Genomic DNA, 19,337 nt, shown 5'->3' with positions numbered 1-19,337 from the left:
CCACGACACGGGATCGCGGGCGCGGCACACTGAGCCCGTGAGCGACCACCCGCCCGACTTCCACCCCGAGCTCCGCCGCGCGCGCTGGATCCCGCCGTTCGCCGTCGGGCCGCGCGGGGCGGCCGTGATGCGGCACGTGCCCGTGAGGTCGCAGCGACCGCCGGCCGGCGTCGCGGTCGCCGAGGTGGCGGTCTCCCCGCACGCGAGCGTGCGGTTGATCCGTCCCGCCGCGATCGCCGCGCCGGTGCCGGTGCTCCTGTGGATCCACGGCGGCGGGCACCTGTTCGGGGCGCCCGAGCAGGACGACGCCGTCTCCTTCCGTCTCGCGCAGGAGCTGGGGATCGCCGTCGCGGCCCTGCGCTACCGCCTCGGCGCGGTGGCGCCCGCGCCCGCGTCCCTCGAGGACGGGCACGCTGCGCTCGCGCACCTGGCCGCCCACGGCGAGGAGCTGGGGGTCGACGTCGCGCACCTCGCGATCGGCGGTGCCAGCGCCGGGGGCGGGCTCGCGGCCGGTCTCGTGCAGGAGGTGCACGACCGTGGATCCGCCGCCGTGGCGCTGCAGCTCCTGGTGTACCCGATGCTCGACGACCGCACGGTGGTGCGCCCCGAGCGCGCGCCGCCGCACGTGCGCATGTGGACGCCGGGCAGCAACGCCCACGGCTGGCGCGCCTACCTGGGTCGGGAGCCGGGCGGCGCGGCGGTGCCGGCGTCGTGGGCCCCGGCGCGGCGCGAGGACCTCACCGGGCTGCCGCCCGCCTGGATCGGGACGGGCACGCTGGATCTGTTCCACGACGAGGCCGTCGACTACGCGCAGCGCCTGCGCGCGACGGGGACGCCGTGCGACCTCGTGGAGGTGGCGGGCGCGTTCCACGGCTTCGACCAGCTCTTCCCGCGCACCGCCGTTGTGGCGCAGTTCCAGCGTGCGCAGCGGGAGGCGCTGCGGGCGGCCGGGATCGTGGCACCGGGCCGCTGAGCCCGAGCCGCTCCAGCGAGAACGCCGGGCGCTGCTCGAGGCCGCGTCTCGAGCAGCACCCGGCGTTCTCGCGCGGTGGTGGGACTCTCAGACGGTCAGCACGACCTTGCCGGTGGTGGCGCGGGACTCCAGCGCTGCGTGGGCGTCAGCCGCCTCGGCGAGGTCGTAGGTCGCCCCGATGCGGACGCGCAGCCGGCCGCCGCGCACGGCCTCGAACAGCTCGTCGGCGCGTTCGCGCAGCTCCTGCGTGGTGGCGGTGTAGTCGCCCAGGGTGGGGCGGGTGACGAAGAGCGAGCCGCCGGCGTTGAGGCGCTGGAGGTCGACCGGGGGCACCTGACCGCTGGAACCGCCGAACAGCACGAGCACCCCGCGCCGGCGCAGGCTCGCGAGGGAGGCGTCGAAGGTGGCGCGGCCCACGCCGTCGTACACCGCCGCGACGCCGGCGCCACCCGTGGCCTCCCGCACGAGGGCGGGCAGGTCGCCTGCGAGGTCGTCGAGCTGGTCGTAGCGGATGACGACGTCGGCTCCCGCCTCGCGCGCCAGCGTCGCCTTCTCCTGCGTCGAGACCGTCGCGATCACCCGGCCGCCGCGCGCCACGGCGAGCTGCGTGAGCAGGAGACCGACGCCGCCGGCGCCGGCGTGCACGAGGACGTCGTCGCCGGGCTGCACGGGGTGGGTCGAGGTGGCGAGGTAGTGCGCCGTGAGGCCCTGGAGGGGAGGGCGGCGGCGGTGGCGTCGTCGACGTCGTCGGGGACGCGCAGCGCGCGGTCGGCGGTCACGACGACGCGCGAGGCGTAGGAGCCGGGCGCGTCGGCCCACGCGACGCGGTCGCCGACGGCGAGGTCGGTGACTCCCTCGCCCAGCGCGGTCACACGGCCCGCGCCCTCGGACCCCACGACGTGCGGGTAGGCCACTGGGTAGATGCCCGCGCGGCGATAGGTGTCGATGAAGTTGACGCCGGCCGCGGCCACCGCGACGGCCACCTCGCCGGGTCCGGGGTCGGGGTCGGGCAGGTCGACGAGTTCGAGGACGTCGGGGCCGCCGGCCTGGCGGGCCTGGATCGCGCGCATGGGAGCGACGCTACGCCCGTCGACGGGTGCAGCGGGTGCGACGGGGCGGCTCGCCCGGCGGGCTGCGCCGCGACGGCGTGCGGTACGTTGTCAGAGATCTCGAATCTTTCATTGAAAGGAAGCCGACGGTGCTCACCCTGGGTCGGATCGTCCTCGTGCTCGCCGGTCTGGCGATCGCGGTCATCGGTGCGCTGTACCTGCTGCGCCCCGCTGCGGTGGCGCCGTCGTTCGGCTTCCCGCCGACGACCCGCCAGGCGGAGGTCGTGTGGTTGCGGGTCAAGGGCGTGCGGGACCTCGCCACCGGGGTCGCGGCGGCGGTGCTGCTCCTGGCCGCCCCTCCGGCGGTCGCGGGCGCGGTGCTCCTGGCGTTCACGCTCGTCCCGATCGGCGACGCCGTGCTCGTCCTCGCCCACGGCGGCAGCAGGGCGCGGGCCTGGGGCGTCCACGGGGCGACGGCGCTCGGGATGGCCGTCGGTGGCGTGGCGCTGCTGGTGGGCGCGTGAGCCGGACGACGGAGTCGAGCCCGCCGACGGCGGCATCGACCATCGCGCCGTCACCCCGGGAGCGACGCGCTGCCGAGCGCCGTCGTCGCATCCTCGACCTCGCGGTCGAGCTGGCCGAGACCGAGGGGTGGCCCGCGGTGACGACCCGTCGTCTCGCCGCCGCCATCGACTACACCCAGCCGGTCATCTACCAGCACTTCGCCAGCCGTGACGCGCTGGTGGCCGCGGTGGTGGCCGACGGATTCGCGGACCTGGGCGCGCGCGTGATCGAGGCGGCAGGCAGCGGGGAGGAGCGGCTCCTGGCCGCCTGCCGCGCCTACGTGGAGTTCGGCGCCGAGCGGCCGCGGCTGTACGAGGCGATGTTCACGGCCGAGGTCCCCGTCGCCTTCGACGCACCCGACACCCCGGCTCCCGTTCGTGGCGCCTTCGACGTGCTGCGTGACATCGTGGAGTCCGAGCGGCCCGACGCCGACGCCACCGTGACCGCCGAGCTCCTGTGGGCGTGCTGCCACGGGTTGGTGTCGCTGCGAGCCTCCGGGCGCATCGCCGCGGAGCGCGTGGCTGATCACCTCGGCAGGCTGGTCGCCGCGCCGGCGGAGGCGCCGCCGCGGTCCGGACCCCACTCGGGTGTATAGTTATACGCATGCCTGTATCAGTAGCGATCGCCGGTGCGAGCGGTTACGCCGGGGGTGAGGTCGCACGACTCGTGCTCGGCCACCCCGACCTCGAGCTCGGCGCGCTGACCGCGCACTCCAACGCCGGCGAGCCCGTCGCGGCCCACCAGCCGCACCTCGCCGCGCACCCGGCGGCCGCCGGTCGCACCTTCGCCCCGACCACGGCGGCCGAGCTTGCGGGCCACGACGTCGTCGTCCTCGCCCTGCCGCACGGCGCCTCGGGTGCGGTGGCGGCCGAGCTGGCGGCCACGGACCCGGGCTGCATCGTGGTCGACGTCGGCGCCGACCACCGCCTGTCCGACCCGCAGGCGTGGCGCGACTACTACGGCAGCGAGCACGCAGGCACCTGGACCTACGGCATGCCGGAGCTGCTGCACGCCGGTGAGCACACCGCCCAGCGGCAGCGCGCCGAGCTCGCCGCCACGCGCCGGATCGCCGTGCCCGGCTGCAACGTCACCGCCGTCACGCTGGGCCTGCAGCCCGCGATCGCCGCCGGCCTGATCGAGGTCGACGACGTGGTCGCGGTCCTCGCCGTCGGCTACTCCGGCGCGGGCAAGGCCCCGAAGGCGAACCTCCTCGCGTCCGAGGCGCTCGGCTCGCTCGTGCCCTACGGCGTCGGCGGCGTGCACCGCCACGTGCCCGAGATCCTGCAGAACTTCGCGGTCACCGGCGCCGCGAACCCGCGGATCTCCTTCACCCCCGTCCTCGTGCCCACCTCGCGCGGCATCCTCGCGACCACGACGGCGCGCGTGCGCGAGGGCGTGACGGAGGCGGACCTGCGCGCGGCCTGGGAGGTGTACGACGCCGAGCCGTTCGTGCACACGCTGCCCGCCGGCCGCTGGCCCACCTCGGCCGCCACCACGGGCGCCAACACCGCGCTCGTACAGCTCGCGCTCGACGAGCGCGCCGGCCGCGTGGTCGTCACCAGCGCGATCGACAACCTCGTCAAGGGCACCGCCGGTGCCGCCCTGCAGTCCCTCAACCTCGCGCTCGGCCTGCCGGAGACGGCGGGTCTGCCCACGATCGGAGTCGCCCCGTGAGCGTCACCTCACCCGCAGGATTCCGGGCCGCCGGCGTCACCGCCGGCCTCAAGGCCTCAGGGAAGCCCGACCTCGCTCTCGTGGTGAACGACGGCCCGCTCGCCGTCGCGGCCGGGGTCTTCACCAGCAACCGCGTCGTCGCCGCGCCCGTCGTGTGGTCGCGCGCGGTGGTGGGCGACGGCGTCGCCCGCGCGGTGGTGCTCAACTCCGGTGGCGCCAACGCCTGCACGGGCGCCGAGGGCTTCGCCGACACCCATCGCACCGCCGAGCACACCGCCGCCGCGCTCGGCGTCGACCCGGGCGACCTCCTCGTGTGCTCCACCGGGCTGATCGGCGAGCGCCTGCCCATGGACACCCTGCTCGCGGGGGTCGACGACGCCGTCGCGCACCTGAGCGAGACCGGCGGCGACGACGCCGCGACCGCGATCATGACCACCGACAGCGTCAGCAAGACCAGCCACGTCGCGGGGGAGGGCTGGTCGGTCGGCGGCATCGCCAAGGGCGCGGGCATGCTCGCCCCCGGCCTCGCGACCATGCTCGTGGTCATCACCACGGACGCCGTCATCGACGCCGGACGCGCCGACGCCGCGCTGCGCGGCGCGACCGCCACGACGTTCGACCGCGTCGACTCCGACGGCTGCATGTCGACCAACGACACCGTGCTGCTGCTGGCCTCGGGCGCCAGCGGCGTCGAGCCGGCGCCGGGCGAGCTCGAGGACGCGCTGACGCGCGTGAGCGCCGACCTCGCCCGCCAGCTGGTGGCCGACGCCGAGGGCGCGAGTCACGACATCGCCGTCACGGTGGAGAACGCGACGAGCGAGGAGGCGGCCGTCGCCGTCGCGCGCGCCGTGACGCGGTCCAACCTGTTCAAGGCCGCGGTGTTCGGCAACGACCCGAACTGGGGGCGCGTGCTCGCCGCCGTCGGCACGGTGCCGCCCGAGGTGGCGCCCTACGACGCGCTGGAGCTCGACGTCGCCATCAACGGCGTCCAGGTGTGCCGCGCCGGAGGCGTCGGCGAGGACCGCAGCCTGGTGGACCTCGCCGCGCACCGCGAGGTGCAGGTCACGATCGACCTGCACGCGGGCGGGGCGAGCGCCACCGTCTGGACCAACGACCTGACCCACGACTACGTCCACGAGAACAGCGCGTACTCCACATGAGCGACAGCAGCAGCGAGACCGACGTGACCGGCACCGACGTCGAGGTCTCCGACGACTTCTACTTCGACACCGAGCGCGACCTGTTCGCCTACCAGAAGGCGGAGGTGCTCATCCAGGCGCTGCCCTGGCTCGAGCGCTTCGAGAACGCGATCGTGGTGGTGAAGTTCGGCGGCAACGCGATGGTCGACGCCGAGCTCGAGCAGGCGTTCGCCGACGACATCACGTTCCTGCGCCGCGCCGGGCTGCGCCCGGTGATCGTGCACGGCGGCGGCCCCCAGATCAGCGAGATGCTCGGGCGCCTCAACATCGACAGCGAGTTCCGCGGCGGGCTGCGCGTCACCACGCCCGAGGCGATGGACGTCGTGCGCATGGTGCTCACCGGGCAGGTCCAGCGGCGCCTCGTGACGATGCTCAACGCGCGCGGCCCGCTCGCGATCGGGCTCTCGGGCGAGGACGCGGGTCTCTTCCGCGGCAAGCGCCGCACCGCCGTCGTCGACGGCGAGGAGGTCGACGTCGGCCAGGTGGGCGACGTCAGCGTGGTCGACCCGGCCGCCGTCGCCGACGTGCTCGCCGCCGGCCGCGTGCCGGTGGTCTCCACGATCGCGGTCGACGAGGACGATCCGACCCAGATACTCAACGTCAACGCCGACACGGCCGCCTCGGCGCTCGCCGTCGCCCTCGGTGCGACGAAGCTGGTGGTGCTGACCGACGTCGAGGGGCTGTACGCCGCCTGGCCCGACCGCGGCTCGCTCGTGCGCCGCATCGGTGCGCAGCCGCTCGCCGCGCTCCTGCCCACCCTGTCCTCCGGCATGGTGCCGAAGATGGAGGCGTGCCTGCGCGCCGTCGACGGCGGTGTACCCCAGGCCCACGTGATCGACGGTCGGGCCGCGCACGCGCTGCTGCTGGAGATCTTCACGACCGACGGCGTCGGCACGATGGTGCTGCCCGGGGACCGGGCGGCCGAGTTCGAGAAAGCGGCTCCGTCGAAGCAGTCCACGAAGGAGGAGGAGGCGTGACCGACCTCGCCACCGCCGGCTCCGGCGCGGAGCTCACCCGGCGCTACACCGGTGCGCTGATGAACACGTTCGGCACGCCGCAGCGCGTGCTCGTGCGCGGCGAGGGCGCGTACGTGTGGGACGCCGACGGCGCGCGCCACCTCGACCTGCTCGGCGGCATCGCCGTCAACGCGCTGGGACACGCGCACCCCACGCTCGTCAGCGCCGTCGCGGCGCAGCTCGGCACGCTCGGGCACGTCTCGAACTTCTTCGCAACGCCCACGCAGGTCACGCTCGCCGAGCGGCTGCTCGAGATCGCCCAGGCGCCCGACGGGTCCCGCGTGTTCTTCACGAACTCCGGGACCGAGGCGAACGAGGCCGCGTTCAAGATGATCCGGCTGCACGGGCGAGCCCGCGGCGCCTCGCGTGTGCTCGCGCTCGAGGGCGCGTTCCACGGCCGCACCATGGGCGCGCTCGCGCTCACCCACAAGGCCGCCTACCGGGAGCCGTTCGAGCCGCTGCCGGGCGGGGTCGAGCACGTCCCGTTCGACGACGTCGCCGCCCTCGAGGCCGCGTTCGCGGCCGGGGTCGCCGGGCTCGTCATCGAGCCGATCCAGGGCGAGGCCGGGGTGCGCACGCCCGTCCCGGGCTACCTCGCGGCCGCCCGCGAGCTCGCCACCCGGCACGACGCGCTGCTCGTCCTTGACGAGGTGCAGACCGGCGTCGGTCGCTGCGGGCACTGGCTCGCGCACCACGACCCCGAGATCGGCGGCGGCGTCGTGCCCGACGTCGTGACGCTCGCCAAGGGTCTCGGCGGCGGCATCCCCGTGGGCGCCGTGATCGCCTATGGGCAGGGGCCCGGGACCCTGTTCGGCCCCGGCAACCACGGCACGACCTTCGGCGGTAACCCCGTCGCGGCCGCGGCCGCCCTGGCCACGATCCACGTGATCGAGCGCGACGCCCTGCTGGCTCACGTGCGCGACCTCGGCGCCGCCTGGCGCGCGCAGCTCGCCGCCTGCCACCCTCGCGTGACGCAGGTGCGCGGACACGGGCTGCTGATCGCCATCGAGCTCGACGCCCCGATCGCCGCGCACGTGCAGGCCGCGGCGCTCGAGGCCGGCTTCATCGTCAACGCCCCGACCCCGACGTCGCTGCGGCTCGCCCCGCCCCTCATCCTCACGGCCGAGCAGGCCGCCACCTTCACGGCCGCGCTGCCGGCCGCCATCGACGCCGGCGTCCGCGCCCCGCACGCGCAGGAGCAGTCATGAGCACCGAGTTCGATTCCGCCGAGTTCGACCCCGCCGAGATCGACCACGACGCGACGGGGGCGGCCCGGTCCTTCCTGGCCGACGACGACCTGAGCAGCGCCGAGCAGCGCGCCGTGCTCGAGCTCGCCGCGACGCTCAAGGCCGACCGGCACGCCCGCACGCCGTACGCCGGCCCGCGCTCGGTCGCGATCATCTTCGACAAGCCGACCCTGCGCACCCAGGTCTCGTTCACGACGGCGGTCGCCGAGCTCGGCGGCTACCCGCTCATGGTCGACGGCGCGCTGGCGCAGATCGGGCGGCGGGAGTCGGTCTCCGACGTCGCCAGGGTCCTGGGGCGGCAGGTGTCGGCGATCGTCTGGCGCACCTTCCACCAGAGCGACCTCGAGGCGATGGCTGCGGACTCGGGCGTGCCGGTCGTCAACGCGCTGACCGACGACTACCACCCGTGCCAGGGTCTGGCCGACCTGCTGACCATCGCCGAGCACACCGGCGGCCTGTCCGCCTCCGGCCCGGCGCTCGCCGGGCGCGTGCTCGCCTACGTGGGCGACGGGTCGAACAACATGGCGCACTCCTACCTGCTCGCCGGTGCGCTCGCGGGCATGGACGTGCACCTCGGCTGCCCCGAGGGCTACGGCCCACGCCCCGACGTCATCGCGCGGGCGCAGCGGATCGCGGCCGAGACCGGCGCCGCGATCGGTGTGCACGCCGACCCGCGCCACGCCGTGGTGGGGGCCGACGCCGTCGCGACCGACACGTGGGTGTCGATGGGGCAGGAGGCCGAGAGCGGGGAGCGCGAGGGCGTCTTCCTGCCGTACCAGCTCGATCAGGACCTGCTGGACCTGGCCGACCCCGCCGCCGTCGTGCTGCACTGCCTGCCCGCGTACCGCGGCAAGGAGATCACCGCCGAGGTGCTCGACGGCCCCCGCGCCGTGGTGTGGGACGAGGCCGAGAACCGGCTGCACGCCCAGAAGGCCGTGCTGACCTTCCTGGCCGAGCACCGGCGGGAGCCGTGAGCGAGTCCGGCCGCGTCCCGCCGACCAAGGCCGCACGGCACGCGCTGATCACCCGGGCGATCACGCGCGGGTCGATCCGGTCGCAGGCGGATCTGTCGGCCGCGCTCGAGGCCGACGGTGTCGTCGTCACCCAGGCGACGCTCTCGCGCGACCTGCTCGAGCTCCGGGCGCAGAAGACCCACACGCCCGACGGCCTGGTCTACACGCTGCCGCCCGAGGGCGGCGCCTACCACGGCACGCGCGTGGCCGACCAGGAGCCGCACCTGGCCCGGCGCCTGGAGAAGCTGACCGCCGAGCTGCTCGTCTCGGCCGACTCCAGCGGTAACCTCGCCGTGCTGCGCACCCCGCCGGGCGCCGCGCACTTCTTCGCCTCGGCGATCGACCAGTCGATCATGCCGGGCGTGCTGGGCACGATCGCGGGCGACGACACCGTCGTGGTCATCGCGCGCGAGAGCGACGGCGGCAAGGGGGTGGTCGAGACGTTCGTCGAGCTCGCCCGCGCCGGCAGCCACCACGCCTGACCCTGCCCGACCCTGCGTGACCCTGCCTGACCCAGATCCACCCACCTGCCTCACGAACCACTGGAGCACCCCTGTGACCACGCCGAGCGGCACCACCAACACCGGCGCGCTGTGGGGCGGCCGGTTCGCCTCCGGTCCGGCCGACGCGATGGCCGCGCTCTCGCGCAGCACCCACTTCGACTGGGTGCTCGCGCCCGTCGACCTCGCCGGCTCGCGTGCGCACGCCCGCGCGCTGCACCGCGCCGCGCTGCTGACCGACGCGGACCTCACCACGCTGATCGGTGCGTTGGAGCAGATGGAGGACGACGTCCTGGCAGGCACGCTGCTGCCCGACCCCGGTGACGAGGACGTCCACGGCGCGCTCGAGCGCATCCTCATCGAGCGTGTCGGGGGCGAGGTGGGCGGCCGCCTGCGCGCCGGCCGCTCCCGCAACGACCAGATCGCGACCCTCGTGCGGATGTTCCTGCGCGATCACGCGCGCGACGTCGCCGCCGGGGTGCTCGACGTCGTCGACGCCCTCGTGGACCAGGCCGGGGCCCACCCGGACGCGCCGATGCCGGGCCGCACGCACCTGCAGCACGCGCAGCCCGTGCTGCTCGCGCACCACCTGCTCGCGCACGCCTGGCCGCTGCTGCGCGACGTCGAGCGGCTGACCGACTGGGACCGCCGCGCGGCCGTGTCCCCCTACGGGTCGGGCGCCCTGGCGGGCTCCTCGCTCGGGCTCGACCCCGACGCCGTCGCGCACGAGCTCGGGTTCGGGGCCGGCGTGGAGAACTCGATCGACGGGACCGCCGCGCGCGACGTCGTGGCGGAGTTCTCGTTCGTCGCGGCGATGATCGCGGTCGACCTCTCGCGGCTGTCGGAGGAGGTCATCCTCTGGGCGACCAAGGAGTTCGGCTTCGTCACGCTGGACGACGCGTACTCGACCGGGTCGAGCATCATGCCGCAGAAGAAGAACCCGGATGTCGCCGAGCTCGCTCGCGGCAAGGCCGGGCGTCTGATCGGCGACCTCGCGGGTCTGCTCGCCACGCTCAAGGGTCTCCCGCTTGCGTACAACCGCGACCTGCAGGAGGACAAGGAGCCGGTGTTCGACGCCGTCGCGCAGCTCGAGATCCTGCTTCCCGCCGTCTCGGGGATGGTCGCGACGCTGCGCTTCCACACGGGGCGGATGGCCGAGCTGGCGCCGCAGGGGTTCTCGCTGGCCACGGACGTCGCCGAGTGGCTCGTGCGCCGCGGTGTGCCGTTCCGCGACGCGCACGAGATCGCCGGTGCGTGCGTGCGCGCGTGCGAGACCCACGAGCCCGCCATCGAGCTCGCCGACCTCAGCGACGCCGAGCTCGCCGCGGTCAGCGAGCACCTCACGCCCCAGGTGCGCGAGGTGCTGACCGTGGCGGGTTCGGTCGCCTCGCGCGACGGTCGCGGCGGGACCGCCCCCGTGCGCGTGGTGGAGCAGCTGGCGCGGGCCGCCGAGCGCTCGGGGGAGCTGCGGGCGTGGGTCGCACCGTCGGAGGACGAGGACTGAGCGCGCGAGCACGCTGACGGCCGTGGACCACCTCAGCGCCGGGGCGATCGCCGACGTCGTCCTCGCGCCGGACGCCGCCGAGCTGGCCGACGGCGTGCGTCTGCTGTGCATCGACGGTCTCGCCGGGGCGGGCAAGACGACCCTGGCGCACGCCGTGGCGGCGCGGGTGCGCGCGGGCGGGCGCGGCGTCGCCGTCGTGCACATGGACGACCTCTACGAGGGGTGGGGCGGGCTGCTCGGGGCGCGCGACCAGCTGGTCGGTGTGCTCGAGGCCTTGGCCCGCGGCGAGCGGGCGAGCTTCCGCCGCTGGGACTGGCACGCCTCGCGCCGGGGCGGGACGCTCGAGGTGCCCGCGGCCGACGTCGTGGTCGTGGAGGGGTGCGGGAGCGCGCCGCCGTTCGTCGACGGGCGGGCGGCGCTGCGCGTGTGGGTCGCGGCGCCGGACGCGCTGCGGCTGCGCCGCGGCCTGGAGCGCGACGGCGAGGCGATGCGCCCCGACTGGCTCGCCTTCATGGCCGACGAGCGACAGCTGCTGGCGCGTGATGCGACCGACGTGCGCGCCGACGTCGTGCTCGGACCGACGGGGGAGGTGCTGCGCGGGGCGGAGCGGCTCGACGACGTCGGCCCACGGGGGCGGGGGAGCGGCCCGGCGCTGTGGGAGGATCGCGGTCATGCGTGAGCGGTCGGCGGCGGTGCTCGAGGGTGCGCAGGGCGCCCCTCGCGTCGCCCCCGACGCCGCGTGGTTCACCCGGTCGCCGCAGGAGGTCGCGCTCGGCCTGCTCGATGCCCACGTGCGGGCGAAGAGCGCCGACGGCGCGGTGACGGTCCGCCTGAGCGAGGTCGAGGCGTACGGCGGCGCGGACGACCCGGGCTCGCACGCGTTCCGCGGTCGCACCGCACGCAACGCCGCGATGTTCGGCCCGCCCGGGCACGTCTACGTCTACTTCACGTACGGCATGCACTGGTGCGCCAACCTCGTCACGGGGCCCGACGGCGAGGCCTCCGCCGTGCTGCTGCGCGCCGGGGAGGTCGTCGAGGGTGTGGAGCTCGCGCGGACGCGACGTCCGACGTCGCGCACCGACCGCGACCTCGCCTCCGGACCCGCCCGGCTGGCGAACGCCCTGGGGATCCGCGGCGGGCACGACGGCGCGGACGCCCTCGACCCCGGGGGTGCGGTGTCGCTGCGCGTGCGCGAGGTGCCGGCCGGCGGTGTGGCGGGCGGCCCGCGCACCGGGGTCTCCGGCGACGGCGGACTCGCCCGCTATCCGTGGCGGTACCGGCTCGAGGGCGACCCCACGGTCTCCCGCTACCGGGCCGCGTGACCGGACCCCGCTTCCCGCCACACCTCCCGCCGTCCCGCGGCGGCCCACCGACGAAGGACCTGACGTGACCGACCTGATCGAGGAGCTCCGCTGGCGCGGACTCATCTCCCAGACCACCGACGAGGACGCGCTGCGCGCCGCGCTCGCCGAGGGGCCCGTGACGTACTACGCGGGCTTCGACCCGACGGGCCCGAGCCTCCACCACGGCCACCTCGTGCAGCTGATCCTCCTGCGCCACCTGCAACTCGCCGGACACCGGCCGATCGCCCTCGTGGGTGGGGCGACCGGTCTCATCGGTGATCCGCGGCAGTCGGGGAGCGGCTGCTCAACTCGACCGACGTGGTGGCGGGGTGGGTCGACCGCCTCCGCGCGCAGATCGAGCCGTTCCTCGCGTTCGACGGCGAGAACGCCGCGCGGATGGTCAACAACTTGGACTGGACCGCGGAGCTCTCGGCGATCGATCTCCTGCGCGACATTGGCAAGCACTTCCGGATGGGCACGATGCTCGCCAAGGACGTCGTCGCCCGGCGTCTCGCGTCCGACGAGGGCATCTCGTTCACCGAGTTCAGCTACCAGCTCCTGCAGGGCAACGACTACCTGGAGCTGCACCGCCGGCACGGCGTGACGCTGCAGACCGGCGGCAGTGACCAGTGGGGTAACCTGCTGTCCGGGGTCGAGCTCATCCGCAAGGCCGAGGGTCGTGCGGTGCACGCGTGGGCGACCCCGCTGATCACGAAGGCCGACGGGACGAAGTTCGGCAAGACCGAGGGCGGCGCCGTGTGGCTCGCCGCCGACATGATGAGCCCGTACGCCTTCTACCAGTACTGGGTGAACGCGTCCGACGCCGACGCCGTGAGGTGGCTGCGCACCTTCACCTTCCGCACGCGCGAGGAGATCGAGGCGATCGAGCGGGCGACGGCGGAGCGCCCCCAGGCGCGCGAGGCCCAGCGCACGCTGGCGGCCGACGTGACGACCCTGGTGCACGGTGCGGGGGCGACGGCGGCCGTGGAGGCTGCGAGCGCGGCGCTGTTCGGCCGGGGAGCTCGCCGAGCTCGACGGCCCGACGCTCGACGCCGCGGTGGCCGAGCTCGCCAGCGCACCGCTCGTGGTGGGGGAGACCACGGTGCTCGACGCGCTGGTGGGGACCGGCCTGGTGAAGGGGCGCAACGAGGCCCGACGGGCGATCACCGAGGGCGGCGCCTACGTCAACAACGTCAAGCAGGACGACGGCGACCGCGTGCTCGGTGAGGCGGACCTCCTCGGCGGGCGGCACGTGCTGCTGCGCCGGGGGCGGCGCAACCTCGCCGTGGCGAGCGTGACGGCGGCGGGCTAGCAGGCGGCGCACGATCCCGCGGCCGCGCCGGGCCGGCCGTCGTCCTCGCGGGCCGGGCATGCAGCCGGCTCCCGATCCGGCAGCGGCGGAGAGCCGATCGGCCTTCGCGTGCGCCGGGAGCCGGCCGGCCCAGGACGCGTGATGACGCGGAGCCGTCTCGCGAACGGCTCGTCCGGATGGCGCGCACTGACGTCGGCGCAGGTCAGACCTGTGCGGGTGATCGGAGCCACCCGTGCGACACGCCCGGGATCCCGGTCGAGTTGCGCGGTCGACGATCGCCGCGTAAGTTTTCATCCCGTTGCGCCGAGCAGAACAGCCCGAAAGGGCGGGATGCGGAAGGCCGGCCAAGGATCGGAACGAACGGGATGACCCGGGCGGAGATCCACCCCCTCGATCTTGAGAATGCGGCGGTTTTGACCGCGGCGCCGAGATCGGGTAGGTTTGAGAAGTTGCCCTGGCGGGCCAGTGAGGGAAGCCTCGCGGAAACGCTGGTGTGGTGTGTTGTTTGAGAACTCAACAGTGTGTTTGTGAACTTGATGCCATGTGTTGATCGCATGCCTGTGGGTGTGTGGTTGATGTTGATAGTTTTTTGGCTCTCGTGCTGGTTGCGCCTTCGACTTTTGGGTTGGGGGTGTGGTTGGTGTGGGGGTTTTTGTTGGGGTCATTCCCGTTGTATGGATTCCCGCCTTCGGGTTGGGGTTTGTTTTTGACGGAGAGTTTGATCCTGGCTCAGGACGAACGCTGGCGGCGTGCTTTACACATGCAAGTCGAACGATGAAGGGGTGCTTTCATCCTGGATTAGTGGCGAACGGGTGAGTAACACGTGAGTAACCTGCCCCTGACTCTGGGATAAGCCTGGGAAACTGGGTCTAATACTGGATACGACATTCTCCTGCATGGGATGGGTGTGGAAAGGGTTTCTGGTTGGGGATGGGCTCGCGGCCTATCAGCTTGTTGGTGGGGTGATGGCCTACCAAGGCTTTGACGGGTAGCCGGCCTGAGAGGGTGACCGGCCACACTGGGACTGAGACACGGCCCAGACTCCTACGGGAGGCAGCAGTGGGGAATATTGCACAATGGGCGGAAGCCTGATGCAGCGACGCCGCGTGAGGGATGACGGCCTTCGGGTTGTAAACCTCTTTCAGTAGGGAAGAAGCCTTTCGGGGTGACGGTACCTGCAGAAGAAGCGCCGGCTAACTACGTGCCAGCAGCCGCGGTAATACGTAGGGCGCAAGCGTTGTCCGGAATTATTGGGCGTAAAGAGCTCGTAGGCGGTTTGTCGCGTCTGCTGTGAAATCCTCAGGCTCAACCTGGGGCGTGCAGTGGGTACGGGCAGACTAGAGTGCGGTAGGGGAGACTGGAATTCCTGGTGTAGCGGTGGAATGCGCAGATATCAGGAGGAACACCGATGGCGAAGGCAGGTCTCTGGGCCGTTACTGACGCTGAGGAGCGAAAGCATGGGGAGCGAACAGGATTAGATACCCTGGTAGTCCATGCCGTAAACGTTGGGCACTAGGTGTGGGGTCTGTTTCCACGGATTCCGCGCCGTAGCTAACGCATTAAGTGCCCCGCCTGGGGAGTACGGCCGCAAGGCTAAAACTCAAAGGAATTGACGGGGGCCCGCACAAGCGGCGGAGCATGCGGATTAATTCGATGCAACGCGAAGAACCTTACCAAGGCTTGACATGCACGGGAAGCCGCCAGAGATGGTGGTCTCTTTGGACACTCGTGCACAGGTGGTGCATGGTTGTCGTCAGCTCGTGTCGTGAGATGTTGGGTTAAGTCCCGCAACGAGCGCAACCCTCGTCCTATGTTGCCAGCACGTGATGGTGGGGACTCATAGGAGACTGCCGGGGTCAACTCGGAGGAAGGTGGGGATGACGTCAAATCATCATGCCCCTTATGTCTTGGGCTTCACGCATGCTACAATGGCCGGTACAAAGGGTTGCGATACTGTGAGGTGGAGCGAATCCCAGAAAGCCGGTCTCAGTTCGGATTGGGGTCTGCAACTCGACCCCATGAAGTCGGAGTCGCTAGTAATCGCAGATCAGCAATGCTGCGGTGAATACGTTCTCGGGCCTTGTACACACCGCCCGTCAAGTCATGAAAGTCGGTAACACCCGAAGCCAGTGGCCCAACCTCCTGTAGGGGGAGCTGTCGAAGGTGGGATTGGCGATTAGGACTAAGTCGTAACAAGGTAGCCGTACCGGAAGGTGCGGCTGGATCACCTCCTTTCTAAGGAGTTACATGTCACCGGCCGCCTCGTGTCCTCACGCGGTGCCCTTCGTGCTCGCCCGCTGCCTGGCCCTGCTGCTGGGGGTGGGTTGAGCTGTGGGGTGTGTGGGGCGGGGTGCCGGCAGCCGAACACTGCCCGCCTGGGGTGGTGGGGGTGCTGATGTGCTCTGTGGGTGGAACGTCAGGTTCATTCCTCCGTCTCGTACCTTGAGGTTCGTGGTTCCCGTCATATGGGGGGCTGCGGGCCCGGGTGTGGGTTCGGGGGGCACACTGTTGGGTCCTGAGGCAACACGCTGGTTGCCCGTCCTGGTGCTGGGAGAGCTTCGGCGCTCCTGGCCGGGGGTGGGTGGTGGTGGTTGTTCCTCTGGTTGCCTCTTCCTTCGCGTGTTCACCTCTTGGGTGGGCGTGTGGGGGTGGGTGGGGTTGGTTGTTTGAGAACTGCACAGTGGACGCGAGCATCTTTGATCTTTTGTGGTCAAGTGTTTAAGAGCAAACGGTGGATGCCTTGGCATCAGGAGCCGAAGAAGGACGTTGTGGCCTGCGATAAGCCTCGGGGAGTTGGCAAACGAGCTGTGATCCGAGGATGTCCGAATGGGGAAACCCCGCACGAGTCATGTCGTGTGACCTGCACCTGAATATATAGGGTGTGTGGAGGGAACGCCGGGAAGTGAAACATCTCAGTACCGGCAGGAAGAGATATTCCGTGAGTAGTGGCGAGCGAAAGCGGATCAGGCTAAACCGTGTGCGTGTGATACCCGGCAGGGGTTGCGTATGCGGGGTTGTGGGAATCGACTGGCACTGCTGCCGCAAGTGCGATGGAGTAAGAAAATCGTGTCATAGTCGAACACTCTTGAACGGGTGGGGATACAGGGTGCGACCCCCGTAGACGAAATGGCATGGTCTCCTGTTCGAATCTCCCGAGTAGCACGGGGCCCGTGAAATCCCGTGTGAATCTGGCAAGACCACTTGCTAAGCCTAAATACTACCTGATGACCGATAGCGGACAAGTACCGTGAGGGAAAGGTGAAAAGTACCCCGGGAGGGGAGTGAAATAGTACCTGAAACCGTTTGCTTACAATCCGTCGGAGCCTCCTTGGTTGGGGTGACGGCGTGCCTTTTGAAGAATGAGCCTGCGAGTTAGTGGTACGTGGCGAGGTTAACCCGTGTGGGGAAGCCGTAGCGAAAGCGAGTCCGAATAGGGCGTTACAGTCGCGTGCTCTAGACCCGAAGCGAAGTGATCTACCCATGGGCAGGTTGAAGCGCGTGTAAGAGCGTGTGGAGGACCGAACCCACCAGGGTTGAAAACCTGGGGGATGACCTGTGGGTAGGGGTGAAAGGCCAATCAAACTTCGTGATAGCTGGTTCTCCCCGAAATGCATATAGGTGCAGCGTTGCGTGTTCCTTGCCGGAGGTAGAGCTACTGGATGGCCGATGGGCCCTACCAGGTTACTGACGTCAGCCAAACTCCGAATGCCGGTAAGCCAGAGCGCAGCAGTGAGACTGTGGGGGATAAGCTTCATAGTCGAGAGGGAAACAGCCCAGATCACCAGCTAAGGCCCCTAAGCGTGTGCTAAGTGGGAAAGGATGTGGAGTTGCCCAGACAACCAGGAGGTTGGCTTAGAAGCAGCCACCCTTGAAAGAGTGCGTAATAGCTCACTGGTCAAGTGATTCCGCGCCGACAATGTAGCGGGGCTCAAGCACACCGCCGAAGCTGTGGCATTCACACATGAGATAAGCCTTCGTGGTTCAGTCGTGTGGATGGGTAGGGGAGCGTCGTGTGGGCAGTGAAGCTGCGGAGTGATCCAGTGGTGGAGCCTACACGAGTGAGAATGCAGGCATGAGTAGCGAAAGACGGGTGAGAAACCCGTCCGCCGAATGACCAAGGGTTCCAGGGCCAGGTTAATCCGCCCTGGGTAAGTCGGGACCTAAGGCGAGGCCGACAGGCGTAGTCGATGGACAACGGGTTGATATTCCCGTACCGGCGAAGTACCGCCCATACCGAGCCCGGTGATACTAACCGCCCAAACCATCCCACCGTGACCTTCGGGTCGCACCGGGGTGGGGCGCGCGGGACCTGAACCGGTAGTAGGTAAGCGTGTTAACAGGGGTGACGCATGAAGGTAGCCAGTTGGAGCGATGGTTGACTCCTTCCAAGCCTGTAGGACGCACGATAGGCAAATCCGTCGTGCAAGCGTTCCGAGAGGTGATGGTGACCGCGAACGCGGGAATATGGTGATCCTATGGTGCCAAGAAAAGCCTCGACGCGAGGGACTAGCCGCCCGTACCCCAAACCGACTCAGGTGGTCAGGTAGAGAATACTAAGGCGATCGAGACAATCGTGGTTAAGGAACTCGGCAAAATGCCCCCGTAACTTCGGGAGAAGGGGGCCCGGAGCGTGACCCCGCCTTGCGTGGGTGAGCGTGCAAGGGCCGCAGAGACCAGGGAGAAGCGACTGTTTACTAAAAACACAGGTCCGTGCGAAGTCGCAAGACGATGTATACGGACTGACGCCTGCCCGGTGCTGGAAGGTTAAGAGGACCGGTTAGACCCTCGGGTCGAAGCTGAGAATTTAAGCCCCAGTAAACGGCGGTGGTAACTATAACCATCCTAAGGTAGCGAAATTCCTTGTCGGGTAAGTTCCGACCTGCACGAATGGCGTAACGACTTCTCCGCTGTCTCAACCGCGAACTCGGCGAAATTGCACTACGAGTAAAGATGCTCGTTACGCGCAGCAGGACGGAAAGACCCCGGGACCTTTACTATAGCTTGGTATTGGTGTTCGGAGCGGCTTGTGTAGGATAGGTGGGAGACTGTGAAACCTTTACGCCAGTAGGGGTGGAGTCGTCCTTGAAATACCACTCTGGTCGCTTTGGACATCTAACTTCGGTCCGTGATCCGGACCAGGGACAGTGCCTGGTGGGTAGTTTAACTGGGGCGGTTGCCTCCCAAAATGTAACGGAGGCGCCCAAAGGTTCCCTCAGCCTGGTTGGCAATCAGGTGTCGAGTGTAAGTGCACAAGGGAGCTTGACTGTGAGACTGACAGGTCGAACAGGGACGAAAGTCGGGACTAGTGATCCGGCGGTGGCTTGTGGAAGCGCCGTCGCTCATCGGATAAAAGGTACCCCGGGGATAACAGGCTGATCTTGCCCAAGAGTCCATATCGACGGCATGGTTTGGCACCTCGATGTCGGCTCGTCGCATCCTGGGGCTGGAGTCGGTCCCAAGGGTTGGGCTGTTCGCCCATTAAAGCGGCACGCGAGCTGGGTTTAGAACGTCGTGAGACAGTTCGGTCCCTATCCGCTGCGCGCGCAGGAAACTTGAGAAGGGCTGTCCTTAGTACGAGAGGACCGGGACGGACTAACCTCTGGTGTGCCAGTTGTTCCGCCAGGAGCACTGCTGGTTAGCTACGTTGGGAAGGGATAACCGCTGAAAGCATCTAAGCGGGAAGCCTGCTTCAAGATGAGGTTTCCATCACCCCTTTGAGGGTGGAGAGGCTCCCAGTAGACCACTGGGTGATAGGCCGGAAGTGGAAGCGGGGACTAAAGACCCGTGGAGCTGACCGGTACTAATAAGCCGACCACTTCACCACAACAACAAAAACTCAATACATGTTGCGACGCGTCCACTGTGCGGTTCCCGAACCACCAACACACCACCACCCCACCCGCAAGGGCCCGGGGCGAGGCGTATGTTGACAGTTCCATAGAG

At 69.9% G+C, this 19,337-nt stretch carries 12 protein-coding genes, 2 rRNA genes and 2 pseudogenes; 15 read left to right on the top strand and 1 reads right to left on the bottom strand.

The genetic code is table 11. The features are described 5' to 3' along the window. Positions 1–37: 37 nt before the first annotated feature. Positions 38–973, top strand: a complete 936-nt coding sequence (locus tag QQK22_RS08025; protein WP_284250456.1) for an alpha/beta hydrolase fold domain-containing protein — start codon at positions 38–40, stop codon at positions 971–973. An 87-nt stretch (positions 974–1,060) separates the two neighbouring features. Here QQK22_RS08025 and QQK22_RS08020 read toward each other — a convergent pair. Beyond that, positions 1,061–2,043 (bottom strand): annotated as a pseudogene (locus QQK22_RS08020) (quinone oxidoreductase family protein). A gap of 128 nt (positions 2,044–2,171) precedes the next feature. Between QQK22_RS08020 and QQK22_RS08015 the strand changes: the two are divergent. From QQK22_RS08015 to QQK22_RS07950, 14 genes and pseudogenes are all read left to right on the top strand, one after another. After that, positions 2,172–2,546: a DUF4267 domain-containing protein gene (locus QQK22_RS08015; protein ID WP_284250455.1), complete on the top strand. Its 375-nt coding sequence runs from the start codon at positions 2,172–2,174 to the stop codon at positions 2,544–2,546. After that, positions 2,543–3,181, top strand: a complete 639-nt coding sequence (locus QQK22_RS08010; RefSeq protein ID WP_284250454.1) for a TetR/AcrR family transcriptional regulator — start codon at positions 2,543–2,545, stop codon at positions 3,179–3,181. The genes QQK22_RS08015 and QQK22_RS08010 overlap by 4 nt, the downstream gene beginning before the upstream one ends. 8 nt (positions 3,182–3,189) lie before the next feature. Continuing rightward, positions 3,190–4,260: an N-acetyl-gamma-glutamyl-phosphate reductase gene (gene argC, locus QQK22_RS08005; RefSeq protein WP_284250453.1), complete on the top strand. Its 1,071-nt coding sequence runs from the start codon at positions 3,190–3,192 to the stop codon at positions 4,258–4,260. Next, on the top strand, positions 4,257–5,420 hold the full coding sequence (gene argJ / locus QQK22_RS08000; RefSeq protein WP_284250452.1) for a bifunctional glutamate N-acetyltransferase/amino-acid acetyltransferase ArgJ: 1,164 nt from the start codon (positions 4,257–4,259) through the stop codon (positions 5,418–5,420). Before argC ends, argJ begins: the two co-directional genes overlap by 4 nt. Beyond that, the gene (gene argB, locus QQK22_RS07995; protein ID WP_284250451.1) at positions 5,417–6,436 is read left to right on the top strand and encodes an acetylglutamate kinase; all 1,020 of its coding nucleotides are present in this window, start codon (positions 5,417–5,419) and stop codon (positions 6,434–6,436) included. The genes argJ and argB overlap by 4 nt, the downstream gene beginning before the upstream one ends. Continuing rightward, positions 6,433–7,683, top strand: coding sequence for an acetylornithine transaminase (locus tag QQK22_RS07990; RefSeq protein WP_284250450.1), 1,251 nt, complete (start codon positions 6,433–6,435; stop codon positions 7,681–7,683). The genes argB and QQK22_RS07990 overlap by 4 nt, the downstream gene beginning before the upstream one ends. Further along, positions 7,680–8,696 (top strand): ornithine carbamoyltransferase, encoded by a 1,017-nt coding sequence (gene argF / locus QQK22_RS07985; protein WP_284250449.1) that lies wholly within the window; start codon positions 7,680–7,682, stop codon positions 8,694–8,696. The genes QQK22_RS07990 and argF overlap by 4 nt, the downstream gene beginning before the upstream one ends. Next, positions 8,693–9,217: an arginine repressor gene (locus QQK22_RS07980; protein ID WP_284250448.1), complete on the top strand. Its 525-nt coding sequence runs from the start codon at positions 8,693–8,695 to the stop codon at positions 9,215–9,217. The genes argF and QQK22_RS07980 overlap by 4 nt, the downstream gene beginning before the upstream one ends. A 73-nt stretch (positions 9,218–9,290) precedes the next feature. Beyond that, positions 9,291–10,739: an argininosuccinate lyase gene (gene argH / locus QQK22_RS07975; RefSeq protein ID WP_284250447.1), complete on the top strand. Its 1,449-nt coding sequence runs from the start codon at positions 9,291–9,293 to the stop codon at positions 10,737–10,739. Positions 10,740–10,761: 22 nt separating this feature from the next. Beyond that, positions 10,762–11,418: a uridine kinase family protein gene (locus QQK22_RS07970; RefSeq protein ID WP_284250446.1), complete on the top strand. Its 657-nt coding sequence runs from the start codon at positions 10,762–10,764 to the stop codon at positions 11,416–11,418. Beyond that, entirely contained in the window at positions 11,411–12,061 is a 651-nt protein-coding gene (locus tag QQK22_RS07965) for a DNA-3-methyladenine glycosylase (protein WP_284250445.1), read from the top strand. Before QQK22_RS07970 ends, QQK22_RS07965 begins: the two co-directional genes overlap by 8 nt. A 64-nt stretch (positions 12,062–12,125) precedes the next feature. Continuing rightward, positions 12,126–13,394, top strand: a pseudogene (tyrS, locus tag QQK22_RS07960) (tyrosine--tRNA ligase). 706 nt (positions 13,395–14,100) lie between these two features. Then, positions 14,101–15,629, top strand: a 16S ribosomal RNA gene (locus QQK22_RS07955). A 473-nt stretch (positions 15,630–16,102) separates the two neighbouring features. Next, positions 16,103–19,218 (top strand): 23S ribosomal RNA (locus QQK22_RS07950). The 16S and 23S rRNA genes sit together here, the layout of an rRNA operon. Positions 19,219–19,337 lie beyond the last annotated feature (119 nt).

The sequence above is a fragment of the Litorihabitans aurantiacus genome, assembly GCF_030161595.1.
In the GTDB taxonomy this organism is placed as follows: domain Bacteria; phylum Actinomycetota; class Actinomycetes; order Actinomycetales; family Beutenbergiaceae; genus Litorihabitans; species Litorihabitans aurantiacus.
The sequence above is the reverse complement of the archived record's forward strand: the minus strand, read 5'-3'. Positions and strand labels throughout refer to the sequence as shown.